This is a genomic window from Streptomyces sp. NBC_01750 (genome assembly GCF_035918095.1).
Lineage (GTDB): Bacteria > Actinomycetota > Actinomycetes > Streptomycetales > Streptomycetaceae > Streptomyces.
In genome coordinates, this window is sequence record NZ_CP109137.1 from 4,414,977 (window position 1) to 4,437,684 (window position 22,708).

The following is a 22,708-nucleotide window of genomic DNA, read 5'->3' on the forward strand; positions in this document are numbered from 1 at the left end:
GTGCGTATAAGACGGCGCATCACCGCCCCTTGCCGGTGGCATGGGCGACCCCCCGCTTCGCCTGCGGCAGGATCGCCGCCCGGGGGCCGAACGTGGGCTGTAGTCCATTAAACGCGTGGCGAGGGGTGGCGCGCGCCTGGCGCTTGTAGTCCCGCTGTAACTTTTCCCCGCCGCTCGGGGATGGGGCGCGGCCTACGGGCGTTAGGACGCCCGGGCCCGCCGCCAGGTTCCGGGGCGGTCCCAACTGCCCCTGGCCATCACCGTTTACGTACCCATCACGCTTGGAATGACGCTCTGCCGAACGACCTCAGTCGACCCCAATAGGCCGCCATCGGGTGCATTTTTCAGCCAAGTTAACGGTCTCGTAGACACCACCAATCCCACTGGTGCAATGCTGGACATCCCCTTACTTGTGCGTGTACATGTGGATGCATTGATAGCGGCGCAGAATGACATGGGGGTTTGCGATGCTATTGAGCGAAACGCACCAGTCGGAAAGCCGGCTGTCATGAGCGCCCCTCACCTGCCGAAAGTGGCTGGAATCGATTCAGCGGTTCCCGCACCGGCGCACACTGCCTCGCCGCTGCCCGCCCTCCCGGCGGCACCGGCCCCTCCCGGAGCGGTGATTCAGGACCGGCTGGCCGGCTGGGTCTCCGATCTGACCACCCTCCACGAACTGACCGAGCGCCTGGCCAGGACCGGTTCGCTCGACGATGCCCTCCATGAACTGCTGCGCGCCGGGGCCGCCCTGGTCGGCGCCCGCCGCGGCTTGATCGTCCTGGAACCGTCGCACGCCGCCTCACGGGCCGAATGTTTCGAGTCGGACAGCGGCCCCGCCCTCACCAAGGGCCTCGGGTTCACCCATGCCGAGCTCGGCCATCTCGAGACAGTGCCGCGCGGCGTCACCGCATACGGCCGGATCCTGGACGGCAGACCCCCAGGCGGGCATCCAGGGCCCGCCGGGCCGCCGGAGGCCGTCGCCAACGCCGACCTCCTCGGCGACGAGACGCTCGACCCCCGGCACCGTGAGGTCGCCATCCGCCTCGGATATGCCGCCAGCTACACCGTGCCGCTCGCCTCCCGGGCGGCCGGGACGCTCGGCGCGGCCGTCTGGATGTACGACGAGCCGGCCGCCCCGGTGGAGCGCCAGTGCCATCTCGTCGGCCTCTACATGCGGTACGCCACGGAGCATCTGGACCGTCTCCTCGAGCTGGAGCACGCCCGCGCCACGGTGGCGACCGTTGCCGAGGAGCTGCTTCCCAGCCGGCTGCCCCGGGTGCCCGGCGTCCAGCTCGCCGCCCGGCACCGCACAGGACCGCACGGCGGCGGCGACTGGTACGACGCGCTGCCGCTGCCCGAGGGCGCGCTGGGGCTGGCCGTCGGATCGGTCAGCGGCTCGGGGCCGAGCGCGCTGGCGGCGATGGGGCGGCTGCGCGCCTCCCTGCGGGCGTACGCCGTGATGGAGGGCGAGGATCCCGTCGCCGTGCTCTCCGATCTGGAACTGCTGCTGCGGCTGACCGAACCTGCGCGAACCGCCACCGCACTCTTCGCCTACGCCGAGCCTGCCCGCGGAAAGATCGTGCTGGCCGGGGCCGGCCACACCCCGCCCCTGGTGGTCGGCGAGCGGCGCACCGAGTTCGTCGAGACATCCCTGTCGGCGCCACTGGGGATGCTCGCCTGCTGGGAGGCTCCGAGCGTGGAACTCGCGCCCGAGCCCGGAGAAACGGTGCTGCTGTACACGGACGGGCTGCTGCGGCATACCGGAGATCCCATGGACCGGGCGTTCGCGCGGCTACACGCGGCCGCCGTGAGCGTGCCGAAGTCCGCCCGCGACGATCCGGGGGCGATCGCCGATCATGTGCTGCGCACGGTGCTGCCCGACGGGCTCGGCGAGGCCGAGATCGGTGAGGACGTGGTATTGCTCGCCGCCCGTTTTGACTGATTTCTCGCACGTTTTCCACAGGGCTCAGGGCCGTCTTCCCGTCGCACATACGATGGAGGGCGGTCCAGTGTCGTATCGAGGAGGCAGACGTGGCCGAGGAGCTCATCCCGGAGACCCCGGAAGAAGAAGAGCAGCCGATCAAGCAGCGCAAGAACGGCCTGTACCCGGGCGTGTCCGACGAGCTCGCCGAGAACATGACGACCGGCTGGGCCGACACCGAGCTGCGCGATCTGGAACCCATCGCGCAGGCCTCGCACACCGCCGCCCGCCGTGCCGCGCTATCGGCGCGCTTCCCCGGCGAGCGCCTGGTGATCCCCGCGGGCAATCTGAAGACCCGCTCCAATGACACCGAGTACGCCTTCCGCGCCTCCACGGAGTACGCCTACCTCACCGGCGACCAGTCCGAGGACGGCGTCCTGGTGCTCGAGCCCAAGGCCGGCGGGCACCGGGCGACCATTTATCTACTGCCCCGCTCCAATCGCGAGAACGGCGAGTTCTGGCTCTCCGGCCAGGGTGAGCTGTGGGTCGGCCGCCGCCACTCCCTCGGCGAGGCCGAGCAGCTGCTGGGCATCCCCGCCAAGGATGTGCGCGAGCTCCCCGAGCAGTTGCGCCAGGCCACCGGCCCGGTCCGCGCCGTACGCGGGCACGACGCCGGCATCGAGGAGGCGCTGACCGACAAGGTCACCGCGGAGCGCGACGAGGAGCTGCGCGTCTGTCTCTCCGAGGCGCGTGCCGTGAAGGACGAGTTCGAGATCGGCGAGCTGCAGAAGGCGTGCGACTCCACCGCTCGCGGATTCGAGGACGTCGTCAAGGTCCTGGACAGGGCCGAGGCGACCAGCGAGCGCTATATAGAGGGCACCTTCTTCCTGCGCGCCCGCGTCGAGGGCAACGACATCGGCTACGGCTCGATCTGCGCGGCGGGCCCGCACGCCACCACCCTGCACTGGGTGCGCAACGACGGCCCGGTCCGCTCCGGCGAGCTGCTGCTGCTGGACGCCGGCGTGGAGACCCACACCCTCTACACCGCCGACATCACGCGCACCCTGCCGATCAACGGCCGCTTCGACGAACTGCAGCGCAAGATCTACGACGCGGTGTACGAGTCGCAGGAGGCCGGCATCGCGGCGGTGAAGCCGGGCGCCAAGTACCGCGACTTCCACGACGCCTCCCAGCGTGTGCTCGCCGAGAAGCTCGTCGAGTGGGGTCTGGTCGAGGGCCCGGTGGAGCGTGTGCTCGAGCTGGGTCTGCAGCGCCGCTGGACGCTGCACGGCACCGGCCACATGCTCGGCATGGACGTCCACGACTGCGCCGCCGCGCGCACCGAGGCGTACGTCGACGGGACACTGGAGCCCGGCATGTGCCTCACGGTGGAGCCCGGTCTCTACTTCCAGGCGGACGATCTGACGGTGCCGGAGGAGTACCGCGGCATCGGCGTCCGGATCGAGGACGACATCCTGGTCACCGAGGACGGCAACCGGAACCTGTCGGCGGCGCTCCCGCGGCAGGCCGACGAAGTCGAGGCCTGGATGGCCTCACTCAAGGGCTGACCGACGGCGGATACGGCGGAGGGCGCGCGGCTCAGGACACCTTGAGCAGCGCGTCCTCCCGCCATTTGAGGATCTTGTCGAAGCTGACCACCGCGCCCCGGCCCGGGCGGTTGCGGAAGTGGACATGGTCGGCGAGCTGCTCGATCAGACAGAGCCCGCGGCCGCTCTCGGCGGTCGGCGAGGCCGGCGACACGGCGTATGTGCACTGCCCTCCGCGCCGCGTCGGAAAGCCCGGACCCGAATCGGCCACTTCGATACGGCACGTCTCGCCGTCCAGATAGGCGGTCACCCGGTACGCAGCCGAGGCCTCGCCGGCCCCCTGCCCACCGCCGTGCTCGACGGCATTCGCACAGGCTTCGCTCAGCGCAACTGATAGATCGTACGAAATGTCAGGATCAACCCCCGCGGTCTCCATCGTGCCGAGCAGCAGGCGACGGGCGAGCGGAACGCTCGCAGCTTCACGCCTCAAGTGGAGAGACCACCAGATGCTCATGCTCCAGCCTCCTGGCTGTGCCTCGACATACCGATACGTATTGCCGCGAGAAGCGGTCCGTAAGCACACAGTTGATGTGATTCCGCTCATTCGGCGGATGCGCCCTCCGAGCGCGCCGGTGTATGTCAGCAAAGGGGATCTTCCGGACCTGCCGTATGGGCCGTCCCACCGCAGTGCGATGATGGCCCGGCCATGTCGCCCATCCCCGTTGCACGCGCCGGAGCCGGTCTACGGCTGCTGAGGGCCGCGGTGTTCACCGCGGTCTGTGTTGTGCTGTCCGCGACGGGACATGCGCTGGCCTCCTGCACGGCTCTCCCCTGGTGGACACTGGCGCTCGGCTTCATGGCGGTGTTCGCGCTGGTCGCGCCGTTCGCCGGACGGACGCGCGCACTGCCGTCCATCGCCGTGGCACTGACCGTCGGACAGCTCGCTCTGCACACCCTGTTCGGTCTCGGGCAGCAGCATCGGCTGCGGCTGGCACCGACGGCCGACGACTCGCTGATCAGGATGGCCGCGAAGCTGGTGTGCGGGGCGGGCGCATCGTCCCTGAGCCCCACCGACGCACGCCGGATCGTCACCAATGCGGGCATCGCCCCGGCGGGGCACAGCGCCCACGTCCACATGGCGCAGACCACCGCCGCATCGCCCGAGTTGCTGCCGACCCTCCCCATGGTCCTGGGGCATCTGCTGGCCGCGCTCGCGACCGGCTGGCTGCTGCGGCGCGGAGATCTGGCGCTGCTCCGGCTGATCAAACTCTCTGCCGACTCGGCGCATGAGCTCGCTCAGGCGGCGTGGCTCCGTTCACTGCGTGCCGCGCTCGTTCTCGTACGGGCGCTGCGTGCCGGCCTCCAGGAGACGCCCGCGGCGGATCCGCGTGCTCCCCGGCCGTCGTCAGGTCCGCCTCCGCGTCCCGCCGATGAGGCGCTCCAGCACACGGTGATCAGGCGCGGGCCTCCCGCCCGCCTCGCTCTCGCAGCCTGACGCGCCCCACTCGACGCGAGTGGTGTCGCGGTGCCCGCGCACCCGTTTGCGCCTCACTCACTCGCCTCTCCTGATCCGGAGTGTTTTCTGCCATGAACGTTTCCCGTATCGCGCTCGCGACCGGCGTCGCCGCCTCCTCCGTCCTGCTGCTCTCCGGCACGGCCTTCGCCCACGTCAGCGTGCAGCCGCAGGGCGAGGCCGCCAAGGGCGGCTACGCGACGGTCAACTTCAAGGTCCCCAACGAGCGCGACAACGCCTCGACCGTCAAGCTCGAGGTCAACCTCCCCATCGAGCACCCGCTGTCGTCCGTGATGCCGCAGCCCGTGCCCGGCTGGAAGGTCGAGGTCACCAAGTCCAAGCTGGCCAAGCCGCTCCAGGTGCACGGCAAGCAGATCACCGAGGCTGTCTCCAAGGTCACCTGGACCGCGGACGGCTCCAAGATCGCACCCGGCCAGTTCCAGCAGTTCCCGCTCTCTCTCGGCAAGCTTCCCGAGGACGCCGACCAGTTGGTGTTCAAGGCCCTCCAGACGTACGACAACAAGGAGGTCGTGCGGTGGATCGAGGAGACGAAGGAGGGTGCCGCGGAGCCCGAGTCGCCCGCGCCCGTCCTGAAGCTGTCGGCCGCCACCGGGGACGAGCACGGCGGCGGGGCGAAGGACGCGTCCGCGAAGGACGGCAAGAACGCCGGTCATGACGAGGACGCGAAGTCCGAGGAGGCGTCGGACAGCAGCAGCGACACCACTGCCCGCATCCTGGGCATCGTCGGCATCCTCGTCGGTGTCGCGGGTGTTGCGTTCGGCGTCCTGGCCGGACGCCGCCGCACTTCCTGATGCGCCGCCCGACGCTTCGTCCATCACATTTGGGACACTTCTCCATGCGTAAGAAGACTGTGCTCGCGGCCACGCTCGTCGTGGCCGCCGGGCTCACCCTGTCCGCCTGCGGAGGCGGAGACGGCTCCGCCAAGAGCCCCGTCGCCGATGTCTCCGCCGAGGCGAACCGGCCCGCGACCCTGCTCGACCAGCCCTACACCAAGCCGAACCTCGTCCTGACGGACACCCACGGCAGGAAATACGACCTGCGCGAGCAGACCAAGGGCAAGCCGACGCTGATCTACTTCGGCTACACACACTGCCCCGACGTCTGCCCCCTGACGATGAGCAATATCGCCATCGCCAGGAAGAAGCTGCCCAAGGCCGACCAGGAAAAGCTCCAGGTCGTCTTTGTCACCACCGATCCGGAGCGCGACACCGCGGCCGAGCTCGCCAAGTGGCTGCCGAGCGCAGGCGATCCGTCCTTCACCGGTCTCACCGGCGACTTCCCGACCATCCAGGCGGGCGCGCGCCAGATCGGCATCGGCATCGACCCGCCGAAGAAGGAGAAGGACGGCACGGTCGTCTCCATGCACGGCGCGCAGGTCATCGCGTTCTCCCCGAAGACCGACGCGGGCTACGTCCTGTACAGCCAGGACACCACGGCGGACGAATACGCCAAGGATCTGCCGAAGATCATCCGTGGAGAGAACCCGTGAGCCGCCGTTCGGCCCTCGCCGCTGCCATAGCCCTGAGCGCGGGGCTGGCACTCGCGGGCTGCTCGTCCGGCAGCGAGCCCGAGTTGAAGGTCAAGGGCGCCTTCATGCCGCAGCCCGTCGACGACGACATGGCGGCCGGGTTTCTGACCGTGCGCAACAGCGGGGGCACGGCCGACAAGCTCACCTCCGTCACCAGCGACCTCTCCGACGACATCACGATCCATGAGTCGAAGAACCAGAGGATGCAGGAGGTGAAGGCCTTCGACATACCGGCGGACGGCGAACTCGATCTCGAACGCGGTGGGAACCACATCATGTTCATGAAGCTCAAGCAGAAGCCGAAACAAGGCGAGAAGGTCACCGTGGAACTGCGCTTCGAAAAGTCCGGCCCGATCGAGGTCGAACTTCCCGTGAAGGAGCCCACCTACAACCCGACGAGCACTGAGCACTGAGGGACTGATCACGCCATGACAGCCACCGCCCCGCGCTTCGGCCCTTCACCGGTCCGGCTGCTGCTCGCCGCGACCGTGCTCATCGGCACGCTCATCGGCGCGCTCCTGGCCGGCGCGAACCCCGCGTCGGCCCACGCCGCGCTGACCGGGAGCAACCCGAAGGACGGGGCGGTGGTCGCCACCGCCCCCAGCAACGTCACGCTCACCTTCTCCGAGCAGATCGCCATGGGGAACGACTCGATCCGGGTCCTCGAACCCAGCGGCAAACGCGCAGACAAGGCCAAAATCCGCGACCTGGGCACCGGCGGCAAGGTCATGTACGGCGTCGATCTGCTGCCCGGACTGCCCAACGGCACCTACACCGTGGCCTGGCAGGCCGTCTCCGCCGACAGCCATCCGGTCTCCGGTGCCTTCACCTTCTCCATCGGAGCGCCCTCCGAGACCACCGCCGCCGTGCCCGACCAGGAGGCCGGCGGAGGTGTCGTCGGAGTCCTCTACGACATCGCGCGCTACGCCTCGTACGCCGGTTTCGTGCTGCTCACCGGCGGCGCGGCCTTCGTCCTCATCTGCTGGCGGCGCGGTGCTTCCGCAAGGCCGCTGCAGCGCCTGGTCGTCCAGGGATGGGTGACGCTCACCGCGGCCACCCTCGCGCTGCTCCTGCTGCGCAACCCCTACACGAGCTCCGGCAAACTGGCGGACACCTTCGACCTCGGCGGGCTGCGGGACGTCCTTCAGACCAAGACCGGGGCCGCGCTCAGCTCCCGGCTGATGCTGCTCGGGGCCGCCGCGCTGTTCATCGCCGTGCTCTTCGGGGCGTACGCGAAGCGGGAGGACGAGACCGAGAAGAAGGATCTGAGCTTCGGTCTCGCCATCGGCGGCACGGTCGTGGCGGCCGGGATCGCCGGGACCTGGGCGCTGTCGGAGCATGCGTCGACCGGTATCCAGCCGGGGCTCGCGATGCCCGTGGACGTACTGCATCTGCTGGCCGTGGCGACCTGGCTCGGCGGGCTCGCGGCGCTGCTGACCGCGCTCTACCGGGCGCCGTCGATCGAGCGCGCGGCGGTACGGAACTTCTCGAAAGTCGCGTTCGGCAGCGTCATGGTGCTCGCCGCCACCGGGATCTACCAGTCCTGGCGGCAGGTCGGCTCCTGGTCGGCGCTGACCGGGACGGCGTACGGGCAACTGCTGCTGGCCAAGGTGGCGCTGGTCGTTGTCATGGTCGCCGTCGCGTGGATCTCACGGCGGTGGACGGCGCAGCTCGGTGAGGCGCCGATGGCCGAAGCGGAGACCGACGAGGCCGAGCCGGAGCCGGCGACCGTCCCCGAGGGCGCGGACGCCGAGGAGGCAGAGAGAGCCATGGGCTCGGACGTCTCGGTGGTCTCGGAAACCTCGAAGGTCTCCGCCGACCCTGAGCGGGCGGCTCAACTCGCCCGTCAGAAGGCGGCGGTGGCGACGGCGGAGAAGAAGCGGAACAGGGACGCCGATCACGAGCGCTCCGGACTGCGCCGTTCCGTGCTGGCCGAGGCAGGCATCGCGGTGATCCTGCTGGCCGTGACGACCGTGCTGACGAGCACCGAACCGGGCCGTACGGAAGAGGAGGCGGCCAAGGGCGGCAGCGCTCAGGCGGCCGCCACCACGCCCCAGGAGCCGACCGAGATCAAGATGCCATTCGACACCGGTGGCCAGAACGGCAAGGGCACGGTACGGCTCACCTTCGATCCGGCCACCTCCGGCGCCAACGAGATGCATGTCTGGATCGCCCGGCCGGACGGAAAGCCGCTGGACGTGCCCGAGGTGAAGGTCGCCTTCAACCTCAAGGCCAAGCGGATCGGTCCACTGCCGATCACCCCCGACCGCATCACTGCCGGACACTGGAGCGCGGCCGCGGTCCAGATCCCGATGCCCGGCGACTGGCAGGTCCAGGTGACCGTACGGACCTCCGACATCGACCAGACGACCATCGACAAGAACATCAAGATCGGCTGACACACCCGTGAGTGACCCAGTGCACGACAACGACATCTCCAGGCGGCGGCTGCTCGGCACCGTTGGCGCGGCCGGTGCCACCGGTCTTGTGCTGGGCGCTGCGGGTGGCGCCGCCACGTACGCCGGCGCGTCCGGCGAGACCCCGACCGCGCTGACCAGCGTCGGCGCGACCGGTATCGCCTTCCACGGCGAGCATCAGGCGGGTATCACCACGCCCCTGCAGGCGTGCGGCCATCTGATCGCCTTCGACCTGGCGCCGGGCGCGGGCCGCAAGGAGGCGGCGGCGCTGATGCGCCGCTGGTCCGCGCTCGCGAGCGAGCTGATGGCGGGCAGGGCGGCCGGCGACGGCGACACCGGCGTCGCGCTGGACGCGGGGCCCTCTTCGCTGACCGTCACGTTCGGCTTCGGCCGCACCTTCTTCGACCGTGCGGCGCTGGTGGCGCAGCGGCCGCCGGAGCTGGATCCGCTGCCCGCCTTCTCCTCCGACCAGTTGGACGCCAAGCGGTCCAACGGCGATCTGTGGGTGCAGATCGGCGCGAACGACGCGCTGGTCGCCTTCCACGCACTGCGCGCGATCCAGAAGGCGGCCGGGGACGCGGTCCGGGTGCGCTGGCAGATGAACGGCTTCAACCGCTCGCCGGGCGCGACCGGGAAGCCGATGACCGCACGCAATCTGATGGGCCAGCTCGACGGAACGCGCAATCCGAAACCCTCCGAGGCCGACTTCGACAAGCGGATCTTCGTGCCGTCCGAGACGTCCGGGACGAAGTTCAACTGGCTGGCAGGGGGCTCGTACGCCGTCGTACGACGCATCCGGATGCTTTTGGATGACTGGGAGCAGCTCTCGCTGAAGAAGCAGGAGCTGGTCATCGGACGGCGCAAGTCCGATGGCGCCCCTCTGACCGGCGGAACCGAGACGACCGAGCTCGCGCTGGAGGAGACGCGGCCCGACGGGAAGCTGGTCATTCCGGACAACGCCCACGCCCGGATCTCGGCTCCGGAGCAGAACGGCGGTGCGGCGATGCTGCGTCGGCCCTTCTCCTTCCACGACGGCATCGGCGCGGACGGAACGCCGGACGCGGGGCTGCTCTTCATCTGCTGGCAGGCCGATCCGCTGCGCGGCTTCGTACCGGTGCAGCGCAAGCTCGACCGGGGCGACGCGCTGTCGGCGTTCATCCGGCACGAGGCGAGCGGGCTGTTCGCGGTGCCCGGCGGTGCACGGGCCGGCGAGTACGTGGGCCAGCGGCTTCTGGAGTCGTAAGGATCGCGGGCCCTTCGGATCGCAAGCCCATTAGGGTGACGGTATGTCGGCCATGCGCTACACGTATCTCGGTCCCGAGGGCACCTTCACCGAAGCCGCCCTGCGCACGCTTCCCGAGGCAGCCACCCGCGAGCTCGTCCCGATGCTGTCCGTGCCCGCGGCGCTGGATGCCGTACGGAACGGGGATGCCGCGGCCGCCCTCGTACCGATCGAGAACTCCGTGGAGGGCGGCGTCACCGCGACCCTCGACGAGCTGGCCTCCGGGCAGCCGCTGATGATCTACCGCGAGGTGCTGCTACCGATCGCCTTCGCGCTGCTGGTGCGGCCGGGCACCAAGCTCTCCGATGTGAAGACGGTGACCGGCCATCCGGTCGCCCAGCCGCAGGTGCGCAACTGGCTGCGGGCGAATCTGCCGGGCGCACTGTGGGAGTCGGCCGCGTCGAACGCGGACGGGGCACGGCTGGTGCAGGAGGGACGGTACGACGCAGCCTTCGCGGGCGAGTTCGCGGCCGCGACGTACGGGCTCGAGCCGCTGGTCACAGAGATTCATGACGCGGAGAACGCTGAGACGCGTTTCGTGCTGGTGGGCCGGCCGGCCAGGCCCGCGTCGCCGACCGGCGCGGACAAGACCTCGGTGGTCATCTGGCTGGGCGACGACCACCCGGGTGCACTGCTGGAACTGCTCCAGGAATTCGCCGTGCGCGGGGTCAACCTGATGCTGATCCAGTCCCGGCCGACCGGAGCGGGCATCGGGAACTACTGCTTTGCCGTGGACGCCGAGGGCCATATTTCGGACCGCCGGGTGGGCGAAGCGCTGATGGGGCTGAAGCGGATCTGCCCGAAGGTGCGGTTCCTCGGTTCGTATCCGCGGGCGGGTGTGGCGGTGGAGGACGTGTCGGCGCTGCGCGCGGGGACGTCGGACGCCGAGTTCACGGCCGCGTCGGACTGGCTGGCGCGCTGCCAGGACGGCCGGTCCTGAGCGGTCGGCGCATCGGCGCATCGGCCGGTCGGCGCAATACGGGCGCGGTCGGCGCTGAAGGATCGGCTGTCGGTGCCGATTGCGGTACCGGGCGGCTGGTGGGCGGCTTCTGGGCCGGTCCTACCTGCAGATTTTCGTTATCCACAGAAGTTATCCACAGGCTCGCTTCTCGACCTGGGGACAAGTCGACAACGGAGGGCGACATGGTCGACATATCGGCTCACTCGCCGCACTTCCCTCCACAGCGCGGCAGGTTGGCCTGTGTCACTCCAATTCCATTGATCAACCCTTTAGAGCGAGGAATTCCCACCCGAATGAGTGCGTGAGGTGGGTTTGGGCGGGGAATCCTTCGGTCCGCGCGCGGCTTTCGGAACGATCACTTCCGTAGTCCACAGATCTCCCGCACAGGCTGTGGATAACTTTGCGAAGACCCGCATCCCTGTGGACAAGGGATGTCCAAAATCCCGGACAGGGCAAGGAAAGCGGGTCAATGCGGGCACTCACCCGGTGCCCCATTTCGGCGAATAGCATCCTGTTTATTGACGCTTGCGCCGGTAATTTGCCGCCACCTGTCCAAATTGTGGCAATTCGGACAAAGTGACACGCAAGGCTATATCGAGTGCGGCGGCGAGAGTCCGCACCGGTAGCCTGGTGGGGTGATTGACCTTCGCCTGCTCCGTGAGGACCCCGACCGTGTTCGCGCCTCCCAGCGCGCCCGTGGAGAGGACGTCGCCCTCGTCGACGCCCTGCTCGCCGCCGATGAGCGGCGCAGGTCGTCCGGCCTCCGCTTCGACGAGCTGCGCTCCGAGCAGAAGTCGCTCGGCAAGCTCATCCCCAAGGCCAGTCCGGAAGAGCGCGCCGAGCTGCTGAAGAAGGCCGAGCAGCTGAAGGCCGACGTGAAGGCGGCCGACGCCGCACAGAACGAGGCCGACGAAGAGACCAAGCAACTGCTGCTCCGGCTCGGGAACATCGTCCAGGAGGACGTCCCGGTCGGCGGCGAGGAGGACTTTGTCGTCCTCGAGACGCACGGCACGATCCGCGACTTCGGCGCCGAGGGCTTCGCGCCCAAGGATCACCTGGAGCTCGGCGAGGCACTGGGCGCCATCGACGTCGAGCGCGGCGCGAAGGTGTCGGGCTCGCGCTTCTACTATCTGACGGGTGTCGGCGCGCTGCTCGAGCTCGCGCTGGTCAACGCCGCGATCGCGCAGGCCACCGAGGCCGGGTTCATCCCGATGCTGACCCCGGCGCTGGTCCGCCCGCGCGCCATGGAGGGCACGGGTTTCCTCGGCCAGGCCTCGGAGAACGTGTACCACCTGGAGAAGGACGACTACTACCTGGTCGGCACCTCCGAGGTCCCCCTCGCCGCGTACCACATGGACGAGATCATCGAGGCCGACAAGCTGCCGCTGCGGTACGCGGGGTTCTCTCCGTGCTTCCGCCGCGAGGCCGGCACGTACGGCAAGGACACCCGGGGCATCTTCCGGGTGCACCAGTTCGACAAGGTCGAGATGTTCTCGTACGTCGCTCCCGAGGAAGCAGAGGCCGAGCACAAGCGTCTGCTGGACTGGGAGAAGCAGTGGCTGACCGGCCTCGAGCTGCCCTTCCAGGTGATCGATGTGGCCACCGGCGACCTCGGCGCCTCGGCCTCGCGCAAGTACGACTGCGAGGCGTGGATCCCGACCCAGGGCAAGTACCGCGAGCTCACCTCCGCGTCGAACTGCGACAGTTTCCAGGCCCGGCGGCTCTCGGTCCGGATGCGTGACGGCAAGAAGGTGCAGCCGCTGGCGACGCTGAACGGCACGCTCTGCGCCGTACCGCGCACGATCGTGGCGATCCTGGAGAACCACCAGCTGGCCGACGGTTCGGTGCGGGTGCCCGAGGTGCTCCGTCCGTACCTGGGAGGACGAGAGATCCTGGAGCCGATCTCCAGGTGAGCCCCGCCCACTTTCCGTACAGGCTTGTCGCGACCGATCTCGACGGCACGCTGCTGCGTGGCGACGACACGGTTTCGGAGCGCACACGCGACGCGCTCGCCGCGGCCACCGCGGCGGGCGCCGCGCACATCATCGTCACCGGGCGTGCTGTGCCCTGGACCCGGCACATCCTGGACGACCTGGGGTACGACGGCCTCGCGGTCTGCGGCCAGGGCGGGCAGGTCTACCACGCGGGTGAGCACCGGCTGCTGACCTCGGTGACGCTCGACCGGCAGCTGGCCGGCCTCGCGCTCTCCAAGATCGAGGCGGAGGTCGGGCCGCTTGCGGTGGCCGCGAGCCGCGACGGCCTCGACGGCGAGGTGCTGGTCGGCCCCGGATACCGGGTGCAGGAAGGCCCGCTGCCGGTGGTGGCGTTCGAGGACCCGTCGGAGCTGTGGTACGCGCCGCTGAGCAAGTTGTTCATCCAGCATCCGGAGCTCGATGACGACGCGCTGGCACAGGCTGCCAGGGGGACGGTCGGCAGTCTGGTGGATGTGGTGATGGCTGGGCCCGGCGTCGTCGAGATCCTGCCGCTGGGGCTGAGCAAGGCGACAGGGCTCTCGCTGGCGGCCCGGCGGCTGGGGCTGCGGGCCGCGGACACGATCGCCTTCGGTGATATGCCCAATGACATCCCGATGTTCGGCTGGGCCGCGCACGGCGTGGCGATGGCCAACGCGCACGATGAACTGAAGGCCGTGGCGCACGAGATCACTGCGTCGAACGAGCACGACGGCATCGCGGTGGTGCTGGAGCGCTTGCTCGGCTGAGGCGGAAGAGGTGGGGGTCGAACCCACACGGGCATTCACATGCCCCAACACTTTTCGAGAGTGCGGCCGGCGCCTGCTGTCGGCTGGCTCTTCCCTGAGGGCGTAACTGCCGGACCGGGCGGCTCTGCGTGCCGCGCGGCTGTATGACTGTGTGACTGTGCGGAGGATGCGCGGATCGAACGCGCGCGGGGTTCAGGGCCCCGACGACGGCTTAGCAAGCCGCTGCCTTACCACTCGGCCAATCCTCCGGGAGGGGGCGGCCCGCGCGGATGCGCGCTCGAAGCGGCCGCCCCCGGGCAGAGCCCCTGGGCGGCCCAGCGGAGTGGTCGGTGGCTACTCCGCTGCCTGCCCGGCTCTGCCCTGACGGGAGCTCGACGGACTCGCACTCGTACTCTCGGTCATCGCCGCGCTCCTCTCCCGGTCGGTGGCGCCGGCCGCACTGGCGTGCCCCGGCTCAACTACTGTGCCTCGGACAGCGGTTCGATGCCACCGAATTACGGTCCGGGCGTACGCCTCGGTCCGTCGTCACCGACGCGCGTCAGCGGCCAGCAGGCCAGGCCGATGGCGAGGGCGATCGCATGGCCGAGGTCGGTGTAACTGCCGACTGTGGCGAGCGGCAGACCGAAGAAGGCGAGCGCGCCGGCGAGATAGAGCCAGCGCCACGGCCGCGGAATGCGGTAGGTGAGGATGCCGACCGAGGCAGCGAGCCCGTAACTCACCCCGATGTCCACGACATGCGCCATGCGGCGCGGCACCTCGTGGTTCTCGATGCTCACCAGAACGACCTTCTGGCTGATGAGGGTGGCGCAGATATGCGCCGTGGCCACGGTGAACAGCCAGCGCGGAGTGCCGAGCCAGCGCTCGACCGGCGCGTGAAATACCTCGAAAAGGACCGCGTAGAGGAGGAAGGACGAGGGGTTCTCGATCCAGAACGAGCTGGTCACGAGGGACTGGAGAGGATGAGCGGCCAGTTCGTGGATATTGCTGCTGGTGCGGTGAAGCAGGAAACGCTCAAGACCTTCGGTGGAGAAGGCGATGACGACGCTGGTGATGGCGGTGATCAGTAACCAGATGTGGGTGCCGGGCGCGGATCGGACCCAGCTCCGTAGTGGCCGGGAAGCTTCTCCCCGGCCGGTGCGTTCTGTCGCTGCGGTCACCCCTCGATCATCGCGCGTGCGACTCGTCGGCACGCCGCACGACATTGGCTCCCGTAGGACAAAGTGCCCTACGGGTACGAACTCCAGATGCCTCCACGCGCAGTGGACAGCGAACCGATATACGCACAGTTACGCGGATATGCGTCAACCCCCGTCCACCGGACGGGGGTTGACCTACAAGCGCGTTGCTCTACGGTCACTCCTCGCCGGCGAGCTTCAGCACCCGCAGCTTCTGCCCCGCGTACCAGGTCGCCACCACCGTGACCCCCGCCAGCAGAGCCACCGCCAGCGGCAGGCCCACGTCCGAACCGATCAGGCCCTCGCCACCGATCTTCTCGGCGAGCGAGAGAGACCACTGCTGCACACTCAGCGTGCGCGCGCCCGGGACCAGGCTGCCGAACAGCGTCTCCCAGACCAGGGCGTAGACGAGCCCGATGACCACCGCGTGCCGGCTGACGGTCCCGAGCAGCAGGAACAGCGCGCTGTAGGCGATCGAGGCGACCAGCGCCGCCACTGTGTACGCCACGGCGACCTGCTGGCCGTTGCCGTTGAGGATGAATCCCGCGATGAAGGTGGGAACCGCCGAGAAGGCCATCGTGATCGCGATCGCGACGATCAGCTTGGTGAAGACGATCGTCGACCGCTTCACCGGCTTGGCCAGCAGATAGACGATCGAGCCGTCGTCGATCTCGGGCCCGATCGCCCCGGTGCCCGCGATCACCCCGATCAGCGGCACCATCGTCGCGATGGCGAAACCGCCCAGGACGTCGGCGGCGACCTGGTCGTCCACGCCGTTGAAGCTGCGTACCGCCGCGGCGATGAGCAGCAGCAGACCGGGCAGTACGAACAGAATCGCTGCCCGCCGCTTGCCGAGCACGGCCCGATAGGTGAGCCGGGCGACTGTGGGGTTGTACATGGACGTCACAGCTCCTTTCAGGCCGCTACGAGGTAGGAGAAGACCGACTCGAGGGACTCGTCCGACGGCGAGACCGTGAGCAGCCGGATGGAGTGCTCACGGGCGACCCGCGGCAGCAGTTGGGTGAACCGGCCGAAGTCGACGGCCTGGATGCGCAGCGCACCCTCGGTCAGGTCGACCTCGATGCCGGCAGTCGACGGGTCGGCGATCAGGGCCGCGGCGAGCGCCCGGTCGTCGCTGGACCGTACGAGATAGCGGTGCGGCCGGTCGGTCATCAGCCGGCGGATCTTGCGGAAGTCGCCGGACGCCGCATGCCGGCCGGCCACGATCACCTCGATATGAGAGGCGAGTTGCTCGACCTCCTCGAGGATATGGGAGGAAAAAAGCACGGTGCGGCCTTCCGTGCCCATTCGCCGCAGCAGGTCCATCAGCTGCATGCGCTGTCGCGGATCCATGCCGTTGAAGGGCTCGTCGAGGAGGAGTACGGACGGCTCGTGGACGAGGGCCGAGGCCATCTTCACGCGCTGCCGCATGCCCTTGCTGTACGTCGCGATCCTGCGGTCCTGGGCGTACTCCATCTCCACGGTGGCCAGGGCGCGTTGGGCCTCCTTCTTGCCCAGTCCGTGCAATTCGGCGTTGGCGACGACGAATTCGCGGCCGGTGAGGAAGTCGTACATCGCTTCCCGCTCCGGTACGACGCCGATCTGCCGGTAGACGGACTCGTTGCGCCAGATCGTCCGACCGTCGAGCGTGACGCTTCCCGTGGACGGGTTGAGGAAACCGCCCATCATGTTGATGAGCGTGGACTTGCCCGCGCCGTTGGGACCGAGCAGACCGGTGACGCCGGGGCCGATCGTCATGGTCACGTCGTTGACGGCCACGACATTGCCGAACCACCGCGAGGTGTGCTCGATGTTGATGGTGGTCACAGCCCGACCTTTCGGTAGCGGCGCATCAGGACGGCGTACGAGCCGAAGACGAGCGCGAGGACGACGAGCAGATAGACCATGCCCACGCCGGTTCCCGGTCCCGCTTCACCGGGGAAGGCGGAGGTGGCGCCGAGGAAGGCGGTCTGTACGCCGTCGATGAGCGTGACCGGCGAGAAGAGGCCGAGCCACTTGATCACATCGGGCGAGCCGGTCTCCCAGGCGATGGCCTGGACGGTGGAGACGGCGCCGTACGTGATGGTCAGCGTGGCGATCACGGCGGCGACACCGAAGCCGCGGCGCGGCGTGAGCGCGGCCATCACCAGGCCGAGGCCGCCGAAGAGGACGGAGAGAAGCGCGACGGAAAGCATGCCCTGCGCGAATCCCTTCGTCTGGTCCGCGAAGTCCATCTTGGCGAGCAGCGAGCCGATGTAGAGGATGACCAGCGGTGCCGCGGTGAGTACGAAGAGGGCCGAGGCCATTGCCCCGTACTTGGCGAGGACGTAGTCGATGCGCTCGACCGGGCGCGAGAAGTACAGCGGCACCGTCTTGAAGCGCAGATCACGGGAGACCGACTGCGGGGCCTGGGCGGCCAGGAAGAGGCCGATGACCGCCTGGGTGACGATCGCGTAGCGCGTGTAGTCGAGAGGGAGATCCTTGAGTTTGGTGGCGACGGCGACCGCGACGATGATCGCCGCGGGCAGGCACATCACCGCGAGGAGGATCATCGGCAGCACCTTGGACTTGGCCGAGCGGCCGAGTCCGTAAGCCCCGCGCAGGGACTGCGAGTAGAGGGAGAGGCGGGCGTAGGCGCGGCCGAGCCGCGGCCCGTCGTAGTTCCGGTAGCCGATGTTGTGGATCCGGGTCGTCTCGGCCCCGGTCGCCATGTTGGTCTCGGCGCTCATCGAACCTGCACCTCCTGCTCCTGTGCGCCCTGTGCGCCCTGTGCCTCGGGGCGGAAGACCTCCGCGATGTGGTGGCGGCGCTGTTCCATCCGTACGAGACCGAGGCCGAGCCCGGCGACGGTGTCGCGCACCACGTCGTACGTCTCCTCTCCCGTCGCCTCGAGGAGCAGGATGTGGCCCGCGCCCGGCAGACCGTCCTCCACGCGCGCGTGGAGCGTGATTCCGGCGGCGGAGAGCGCCTCACGGAGCACCGCGGTGCCGTCGGGATGTGTGTCCGTGTCGGTGACCTCGACCGCGAGGGTCGTGGTGATCTGGGTGAAGTCGCTGGTGGAACTGGAGCGCAGCAGCGAGCCGCCGTCGATGACGACAACATGATCACAGGTGCGCTCGAGCTCACCGAGGAGATGAGAGGTGACCAGGACCGAGATGCCGAAGTCGGTGTGGACGCGGCGGATCAGGCCCAGCATCTCGTCGCGGCCGACCGGGTCGAGACCGTTGGTCGGCTCGTCCAGGAGGACCAGCTTCGGGTCGTGGACCAGGGCCTGCGCAAGCTTGACGCGCTGTTTCATACCGGTCGAGTAGCCACCGATGGGGCGGTACCGCTCCTCGTACAGGCCGACATGGCGCAGGGTGTCTGCGGTGCGCTCGCGGGCGGCCGTGGGTGGCAGCCCGGACATGCGCGCCATGTGGACGACGAACTCGGTGGCCGAGACATCGGGCGGCAGGCAGTCGTGCTCGGGCATGTACCCCACCTGCTCGCGGATGGCGCCGCCGCTGGTGGCGACGTCGAGTCCGAGCACCGCGGCCCGGCCTTCCGTGGCGGGGGACAGACCCAGCAGGATCTTGATCAACGTGGACTTGCCGGCTCCGTTGGCGCCCACCAGGCCGGTCACACCGGGTCCGATGTCCAAGGAGAGCCGGTCAAGAGCGGTCACCCTGGGGAACCGCTTGCTCAGGCTTTCGGTCGCGATCACAGTCACATTTCGAAGGTAGTGGCGCACGACACATCGGACGTCAGCCCTGGCGGCTGGATCGACGTCCGACTCGAGAGGTACGGACCCGTAGGGGGCTACGACAAAAGTGGACGGCCGGTCTCCGGGGGCCCATGGCCTTCGGAAGGGTTTTCCACAGGCTGACGCACGACCCTTGACGCAGCCGCCGAGCATTGTCACATTCATCAGTGTCAAGTTACGGACGCGTACCGCACACGGGACGGACGGGTGGCATGGCCTTAGCAGTGGCAGGCGAACTGACCGCGGAACTGCGGGGGTTCAAGGAAGTGCAGCGCCTCGCGTACGCATGCGCGGAGGCGGTCGCGGCGCAGCTCAAGCCCGGTGTGACAGAGCGCGGGGCGGCGCGGATGCAGCGTGAGTGGCTGCGTGAGCGGGGCGTGCGCGACTGGTTCCACCTGCCCTTCGCCTGGTTCGGGGACCGTACGGCCTTCACCGACTTCCGGATACCGCTCCAGTTCTTCCCGACCAACCGCGTGCTCGAGGCGGGCATGCCCTTCATCCTCGACATGGCCCCGGTCCACAAGGGCTACACCGCGGACATCGGTTACTCCGGCTGCCTCGGCCCCAGCCCCGTGCACAACAGACTCCTCGCCGATCTGGAGGCGCACCGCGAGCTGATCCTGCGCGAGGTGCGGGAGCGGCGTTCGCTGCGCGAGATCTACGAGGACGTGGACCGGCTGATGGTCCGGCAGGGGTACGCCAACCGGCACCGCGCGTATCCCTTCGGGGTCATCGCCCACAAGATCGGCCGGGTGAAGGAGCGCCGCTTCTCGCCGCACCTCTTCGGGTTCGGCACACAGTCGCTGAAGGGGCTTGTCAGCGATGCGGTGCACGGTCACCGGGACGGCTGGTCGCCGCTGTGGAGCCCGTACACGTTCTCCGACCACCCGCCCCGGCCGGGGCTGTGGGCGGTCGAGCCCCATCTCGGATTCAGGGGTACGGGCGCGAAGTTCGAGGAGATCCTGGTGGTCACCGACTCCAGGGACCCTCAAGCGAGCGCGTTCTGGCTGGACGACGATCTGCCGCATGTGCGGCGCTGGGCGGAGGAGAGAGTCGCGTGAACGGCACAGGGGGAGCAGCCCGGCCGCGGCAGACCGCGACGGCCACGCCGGCGGCGGTCGCCGCGACGGCCGTGCCTCTGCGCCGAGCGGGAGCAGAGGCGAACGTCAAGGAGGAAGCGTGAGTCTCAGGGGCGCGCGGGAGCGCTGGGTCCGTACGGGCGGAATCGAGCTGTGCGTCGCCGAGCTGGGGGACGCCTCGCAGCCGACCGTGGTGCTGGTGCACGGCTATCCGGACAGCAAGGAGGTCTGGTCCCAGGTCGCGGAGCGGCTGGCGGACCACTACCGGTTGCATGTAGTGCTGTACGACGTCCGGGGGCACGGCCGCTCGACAGCGCCGGCCCCGCTGCGCGGCGGCTTCACGCTGGAGAAGCTGACCGACGACTTCCTGGCGGTCGCCGACGCGGTGAGCCCGGACAAGCCGGTGCATCTGGTCGGACACGACTGGGGTTCTGTGCAGTCCTGGGAGTTCGTCACGGTCAAGCGCACCGAAGGCCGGATCGCCTCCTTCACCTCGATGTCAGGACCGTCCCTGGACCACTTCGGTCACTGGATCAAGAAGCGGATGAGCCGGCCCACACCCCGCAGGATCGGCCAGCTGCTCGGACAGGGGGCCAAGTCCTGGTACGTGTACATGCTGCATACGCCGGTACTGCCGGAGCTCGCCTGGCGCGGCCCGCTGGGCAGGCTGTGGCCGAAGATCCTGCAGCGGGTGGAGAAGGTGCCCGGCGGCGACTACCCGACGGCCTCGCTGCCACAGGACGCTGCGCACGGCGCCTGGCTCTACCGCGACAACGTCCGTGCCCGGCTGCGCCGCCCGCGCTCCGACGCGTACGCGCACACACCTGTCCAGCTGATCACGCCGACCGGCGACATGTTCCTCTCCGAGCGCCTCTACGACGAACTGGGCAGCTGGGCGACGCAGTTGACACGGCGCTCACTGCCGGCCAAGCACTGGGTCCCCCGTACCCGGCCGGACCAGCTCTCGGCCTGGATCAGTGAGTTCGTCACGGCCAACGAGGACACGGCCGGAGTGGCCGGAGTGGCCGCGCTGGACACCGTGGCCCGGGGTCCGTACGCCGAGCGGTTCGCCGGGCAGCTCGTCCTGGTGACGGGTGCGGCCAGCGGCATCGGGCGGGCCACGGCCTTCGCGTTCGCCGAGGCGGGGGCGCGGATCGTGGCCGTGGACCGGGACGCGGAGGGGGCGGCCAGGACCGCCGAGATGTCGCGGCTGATCGGCTCCCCGGAAGCCTGGGGCGAGACGGTGGACGTCAGCGACGAGCAGGCGATGGAGAAGCTCGCCGAGAGGGTCGCCACCGAGTACGGCGTGGTGGACGTCCTGGTCAACAACGCCGGCATAGGTCTCGCGGGCTCCTTCCTCCAGACCAGCGCCGAGGACTGGAGGAAGGTCCTCGACGTCAATCTGTGGGGCGTCATACACGGCTGCCGGCTCTTCGGCAGGCAGATGGCCGAGCGCGGCCAGGGCGGCCATATCGTCAACACCGCGTCCGCTGCCGCCTATCAGCCTTCGAAGGCACTGCCTGCGTACAGCACCTCCAAGGCCGCGGTGCTCATGCTCAGCGAGTGTCTGCGGGCGGAACTGGCCGGCCAGGGGATCGGGGTCTCGGCGATCTGTCCCGGCATCGTCAACACCAACATCACGTCCACGGCGCGCTTCGCGGGCGTCGACACGGCGGAGGAGAAGCGGCGCCAGAAGAAAACCGCCCGGCTGTACGGGCTGCGCAACTACCCGCCGGAGAAGGTCGCCGACGCGATCCTTCGCGCCGTCGTGAAGAACCAGGCGGTGGTGCCGGTGACGCCCGAGGCCCGTGGCGCCCTGTTCATATCCCGCTTCGCGCCCAGGGCGCTGCGTGCGATCGCCCGGTTGGAACCGCCGCTGTGAGCGCCGAGGAGCACACCGGCCACTACGCCATCGCGCCGCGCCGGGTCTCGTTCGACTGGGACGGGACGCCACTGCACTGGATACCGGACGAGCCCACCGCCACACATGTCATCAATGTGCTGCATCTCCTGCTGCCGGCCGGCGAGCGTTGGTTCGTCAAGGTCTTCAAGGAAGCGCTGCCACTGGTCGACGACCCGCAGCTGCTGAAGGACGTCAAGGGCTTCATGGGCCAGGAAGCCACGCACAGCGTGCAGCACGCATATGTGCTGAACCACCTGGCCAGGCAGCGGCTCGACACCGAGGCGTTCACCAAGTACGTCGACTTCCTGTTCGAGAAACTCCTCGGCGAGCAGCCGCCGTTCGGTGTGCCGATACCGTCCGAGGAGTGGCTGCGCTTCCGCCTTTCGGTCATCGCAGCGATCGAACAGTTCACGGCGGTTCTGGGCGACTGGGTACTGCACGCCGAAGGACTCGACCGGGCGGACGCCGACAAGATCATGCTCGATCTGCTGCGCTGGCACGGGGCGGAGGAGGTGGAGCACCGGGCCGTTGCCTTCGACATGTACCAGCACTGCTGTGGCGAGGGACCGGCGCGCTATGCCCGCCGCATCGGAGGCATGGCCGTCACCGCTCCCGTGCTGGCCTGGCTCTGGGTGTGGGGCACCGCCTACCTGATCCGGCATGACCCCCGGCTCGCGGGCCGGCTGCGCTACTCCCTGCGCGAGCACAACCGCGCCGTCGGCAAAGGGCTGCTGCCCACATGGCGTGAGCTGGGCGCGGCGATACCTCGTTACCTCCGGCGGTCGTACCATCCCTCGCAGGAGGGCTCGCTGCGCAAGGCCGTCGACTATCTCGCGACCTCGCCCGCGGCCCGGGCCGCGGCGGGGGCGGTGGGCCGCGCCGCCTTGTCGTAGGCGGCTT

21 protein-coding genes and 2 tRNA genes are annotated in these 22,708 nt (G+C 69.0%); 15 read left to right on the forward strand and 8 right to left on the reverse strand.

What is annotated here, in order from left to right:
* Positions 1-391: 391 nt before the first annotated feature.
* The gene (locus OG966_RS19825) at positions 392-1,942 is read left to right on the forward strand and encodes a PP2C family protein-serine/threonine phosphatase (RefSeq protein ID WP_326651054.1); all 1,551 of its coding nucleotides are present in this window, start codon (positions 392-394) and stop codon (positions 1,940-1,942) included.
* Between the two features lie 89 nt (positions 1,943-2,031).
* Positions 2,032-3,489 (forward strand): aminopeptidase P family protein, encoded by a 1,458-nt coding sequence (locus OG966_RS19830; RefSeq protein ID WP_326651056.1) that lies wholly within the window; start codon positions 2,032-2,034, stop codon positions 3,487-3,489.
* Between the two features lie 31 nt (positions 3,490-3,520).
* Here OG966_RS19830 and OG966_RS19835 read toward each other — a convergent pair whose 3' ends face one another.
* Positions 3,521-3,982 (reverse strand): ATP-binding protein, encoded by a 462-nt coding sequence (locus OG966_RS19835; protein WP_326651057.1) that lies wholly within the window; start codon positions 3,980-3,982, stop codon positions 3,521-3,523.
* 192 nt (positions 3,983-4,174) lie between these two features.
* Here OG966_RS19835 and OG966_RS19840 point away from each other — a divergent pair, with 192 nt between their 5' ends.
* The 9 genes from OG966_RS19840 to OG966_RS19880 all read left to right on the forward strand — a co-directional run bounded on the left by OG966_RS19840 (position 4,175) and on the right by OG966_RS19880 (position 13,909).
* Complete coding sequence (locus OG966_RS19840) at positions 4,175-4,963, forward strand: hypothetical protein (protein WP_326651058.1); 789 nt, start codon at positions 4,175-4,177, stop codon at positions 4,961-4,963.
* Positions 4,964-5,055: 92 nt separating this feature from the next.
* Complete coding sequence (locus OG966_RS19845; RefSeq protein ID WP_326651059.1) at positions 5,056-5,793, forward strand: YcnI family copper-binding membrane protein; 738 nt, start codon at positions 5,056-5,058, stop codon at positions 5,791-5,793.
* 44 nt (positions 5,794-5,837) lie between these two features.
* On the forward strand, positions 5,838-6,491 hold the full coding sequence (locus OG966_RS19850) for an SCO family protein (RefSeq protein ID WP_326651060.1): 654 nt from the start codon (positions 5,838-5,840) through the stop codon (positions 6,489-6,491).
* Positions 6,488-6,943, forward strand: a complete 456-nt coding sequence (locus OG966_RS19855; RefSeq protein ID WP_326651061.1) for a copper chaperone PCu(A)C — start codon at positions 6,488-6,490, stop codon at positions 6,941-6,943. Before OG966_RS19850 ends, OG966_RS19855 begins: the two co-directional genes overlap by 4 nt.
* Positions 6,944-6,958: 15 nt before the next feature.
* Complete coding sequence (locus tag OG966_RS19860) at positions 6,959-8,929, forward strand: copper resistance CopC/CopD family protein (protein WP_326651062.1); 1,971 nt, start codon at positions 6,959-6,961, stop codon at positions 8,927-8,929.
* A gap of 7 nt (positions 8,930-8,936) precedes the next feature.
* Entirely contained in the window at positions 8,937-10,190 is a 1,254-nt protein-coding gene (gene efeB, locus OG966_RS19865; protein ID WP_406731510.1) for an iron uptake transporter deferrochelatase/peroxidase subunit, read from the forward strand.
* Between the two features lie 43 nt (positions 10,191-10,233).
* Positions 10,234-11,169 carry a prephenate dehydratase gene (gene pheA / locus OG966_RS19870; protein ID WP_326651063.1) on the forward strand — a complete coding sequence of 312 codons (936 nt, stop codon included), beginning with the start codon at positions 10,234-10,236 and terminating at the stop codon, positions 11,167-11,169.
* A 656-nt stretch (positions 11,170-11,825) separates the two neighbouring features.
* Positions 11,826-13,103, forward strand: coding sequence for a serine--tRNA ligase (gene serS, locus OG966_RS19875; RefSeq protein WP_326651064.1), 1,278 nt, complete (start codon positions 11,826-11,828; stop codon positions 13,101-13,103).
* Complete coding sequence (locus tag OG966_RS19880; RefSeq protein WP_326651065.1) at positions 13,100-13,909, forward strand: HAD family hydrolase; 810 nt, start codon at positions 13,100-13,102, stop codon at positions 13,907-13,909. The genes serS and OG966_RS19880 overlap by 4 nt, the downstream gene beginning before the upstream one ends.
* Positions 13,910-13,911: 2 nt before the next feature.
* Here OG966_RS19880 and OG966_RS19885 read toward each other — a convergent pair.
* From OG966_RS19885 to OG966_RS19915, 7 genes are all read right to left on the reverse strand, one after another.
* Positions 13,912-14,003, reverse strand: a tRNA-Ser gene (locus OG966_RS19885).
* Positions 14,004-14,069: 66 nt separating this feature from the next.
* Positions 14,070-14,157: transfer RNA gene (locus OG966_RS19890), tRNA-Ser, on the reverse strand.
* Positions 14,158-14,403: 246 nt separating this feature from the next.
* A complete protein-coding gene (locus OG966_RS19895; RefSeq protein ID WP_326651066.1) occupies positions 14,404-15,066 on the reverse strand; it encodes a rhomboid-like protein in 663 nt (220 codons plus the stop codon).
* Positions 15,067-15,262: 196 nt separating this feature from the next.
* The gene (locus OG966_RS19900) at positions 15,263-15,982 is read right to left on the reverse strand and encodes an ABC transporter permease (protein ID WP_326651067.1); all 720 of its coding nucleotides are present in this window, start codon (positions 15,980-15,982) and stop codon (positions 15,263-15,265) included.
* 17 nt (positions 15,983-15,999) lie between these two features.
* Positions 16,000-16,911 (reverse strand): ABC transporter ATP-binding protein, encoded by a 912-nt coding sequence (locus tag OG966_RS19905; RefSeq protein WP_326651068.1) that lies wholly within the window; start codon positions 16,909-16,911, stop codon positions 16,000-16,002.
* A complete protein-coding gene (locus OG966_RS19910; protein WP_326651070.1) occupies positions 16,908-17,813 on the reverse strand; it encodes an ABC transporter permease in 906 nt (301 codons plus the stop codon). The genes OG966_RS19905 and OG966_RS19910 overlap by 4 nt, the downstream gene beginning before the upstream one ends.
* The gene (locus tag OG966_RS19915; protein WP_326655290.1) at positions 17,810-18,787 is read right to left on the reverse strand and encodes an ABC transporter ATP-binding protein; all 978 of its coding nucleotides are present in this window, start codon (positions 18,785-18,787) and stop codon (positions 17,810-17,812) included. The genes OG966_RS19910 and OG966_RS19915 overlap by 4 nt, the downstream gene beginning before the upstream one ends.
* Positions 18,788-19,038: 251 nt before the next feature.
* Between OG966_RS19915 and OG966_RS19920 the strand changes: the two genes are divergently transcribed.
* Genes OG966_RS19920 through OG966_RS19935 form a run of 4 tightly spaced genes read left to right on the forward strand, consistent with a single transcriptional unit; the run spans position 19,039 to position 22,701 of the window.
* Entirely contained in the window at positions 19,039-19,887 is an 849-nt protein-coding gene (locus tag OG966_RS19920; RefSeq protein WP_326651072.1) for a M24 family metallopeptidase, read from the forward strand.
* Positions 19,884-20,009: a hypothetical protein gene (locus OG966_RS19925; protein WP_326651073.1), complete on the forward strand. Its 126-nt coding sequence runs from the start codon at positions 19,884-19,886 to the stop codon at positions 20,007-20,009. The genes OG966_RS19920 and OG966_RS19925 overlap by 4 nt, the downstream gene beginning before the upstream one ends.
* The gene (locus OG966_RS19930; RefSeq protein ID WP_326651074.1) at positions 20,006-21,787 is read left to right on the forward strand and encodes an SDR family oxidoreductase; all 1,782 of its coding nucleotides are present in this window, start codon (positions 20,006-20,008) and stop codon (positions 21,785-21,787) included. Before OG966_RS19925 ends, OG966_RS19930 begins: the two co-directional genes overlap by 4 nt.
* Positions 21,784-22,701, forward strand: a complete 918-nt coding sequence (locus tag OG966_RS19935) for a metal-dependent hydrolase (protein ID WP_326651075.1) — start codon at positions 21,784-21,786, stop codon at positions 22,699-22,701. The genes OG966_RS19930 and OG966_RS19935 overlap by 4 nt, the downstream gene beginning before the upstream one ends.
* Positions 22,702-22,708: the final 7 nt, after the last annotated feature.

Excerpts from the sequence above, each read along its gene's own strand:
- OG966_RS19825 (WP_326651054.1), top strand. The coding sequence starts at position 392 with ATGCTGGACATCCCCTTACTTGTGCGTGTACATGTGGATGCATTGATA.
- OG966_RS19835 (WP_326651057.1), bottom strand. The coding sequence starts at position 3,982 with ATGAGCATCTGGTGGTCTCTCCACTTGAGGCGTGAAGCTGCGAGCGTT.
- OG966_RS19840 (WP_326651058.1), top strand. The coding sequence starts at position 4,175 with ATGTCGCCCATCCCCGTTGCACGCGCCGGAGCCGGTCTACGGCTGCTG.
- OG966_RS19845 (WP_326651059.1), top strand. The coding sequence starts at position 5,056 with ATGAACGTTTCCCGTATCGCGCTCGCGACCGGCGTCGCCGCCTCCTCC.
- OG966_RS19850 (WP_326651060.1), top strand. The coding sequence starts at position 5,838 with ATGCGTAAGAAGACTGTGCTCGCGGCCACGCTCGTCGTGGCCGCCGGG.
- OG966_RS19860 (WP_326651062.1), top strand. The coding sequence starts at position 6,959 with ATGACAGCCACCGCCCCGCGCTTCGGCCCTTCACCGGTCCGGCTGCTG.
- pheA (WP_326651063.1), top strand. The coding sequence starts at position 10,234 with ATGTCGGCCATGCGCTACACGTATCTCGGTCCCGAGGGCACCTTCACC.
- OG966_RS19900 (WP_326651067.1), bottom strand. The coding sequence starts at position 15,982 with ATGTACAACCCCACAGTCGCCCGGCTCACCTATCGGGCCGTGCTCGGC.
- OG966_RS19910 (WP_326651070.1), bottom strand. The coding sequence starts at position 17,813 with ATGAGCGCCGAGACCAACATGGCGACCGGGGCCGAGACGACCCGGATC.
- OG966_RS19920 (WP_326651072.1), top strand. The coding sequence starts at position 19,039 with ATGGCCTTAGCAGTGGCAGGCGAACTGACCGCGGAACTGCGGGGGTTC.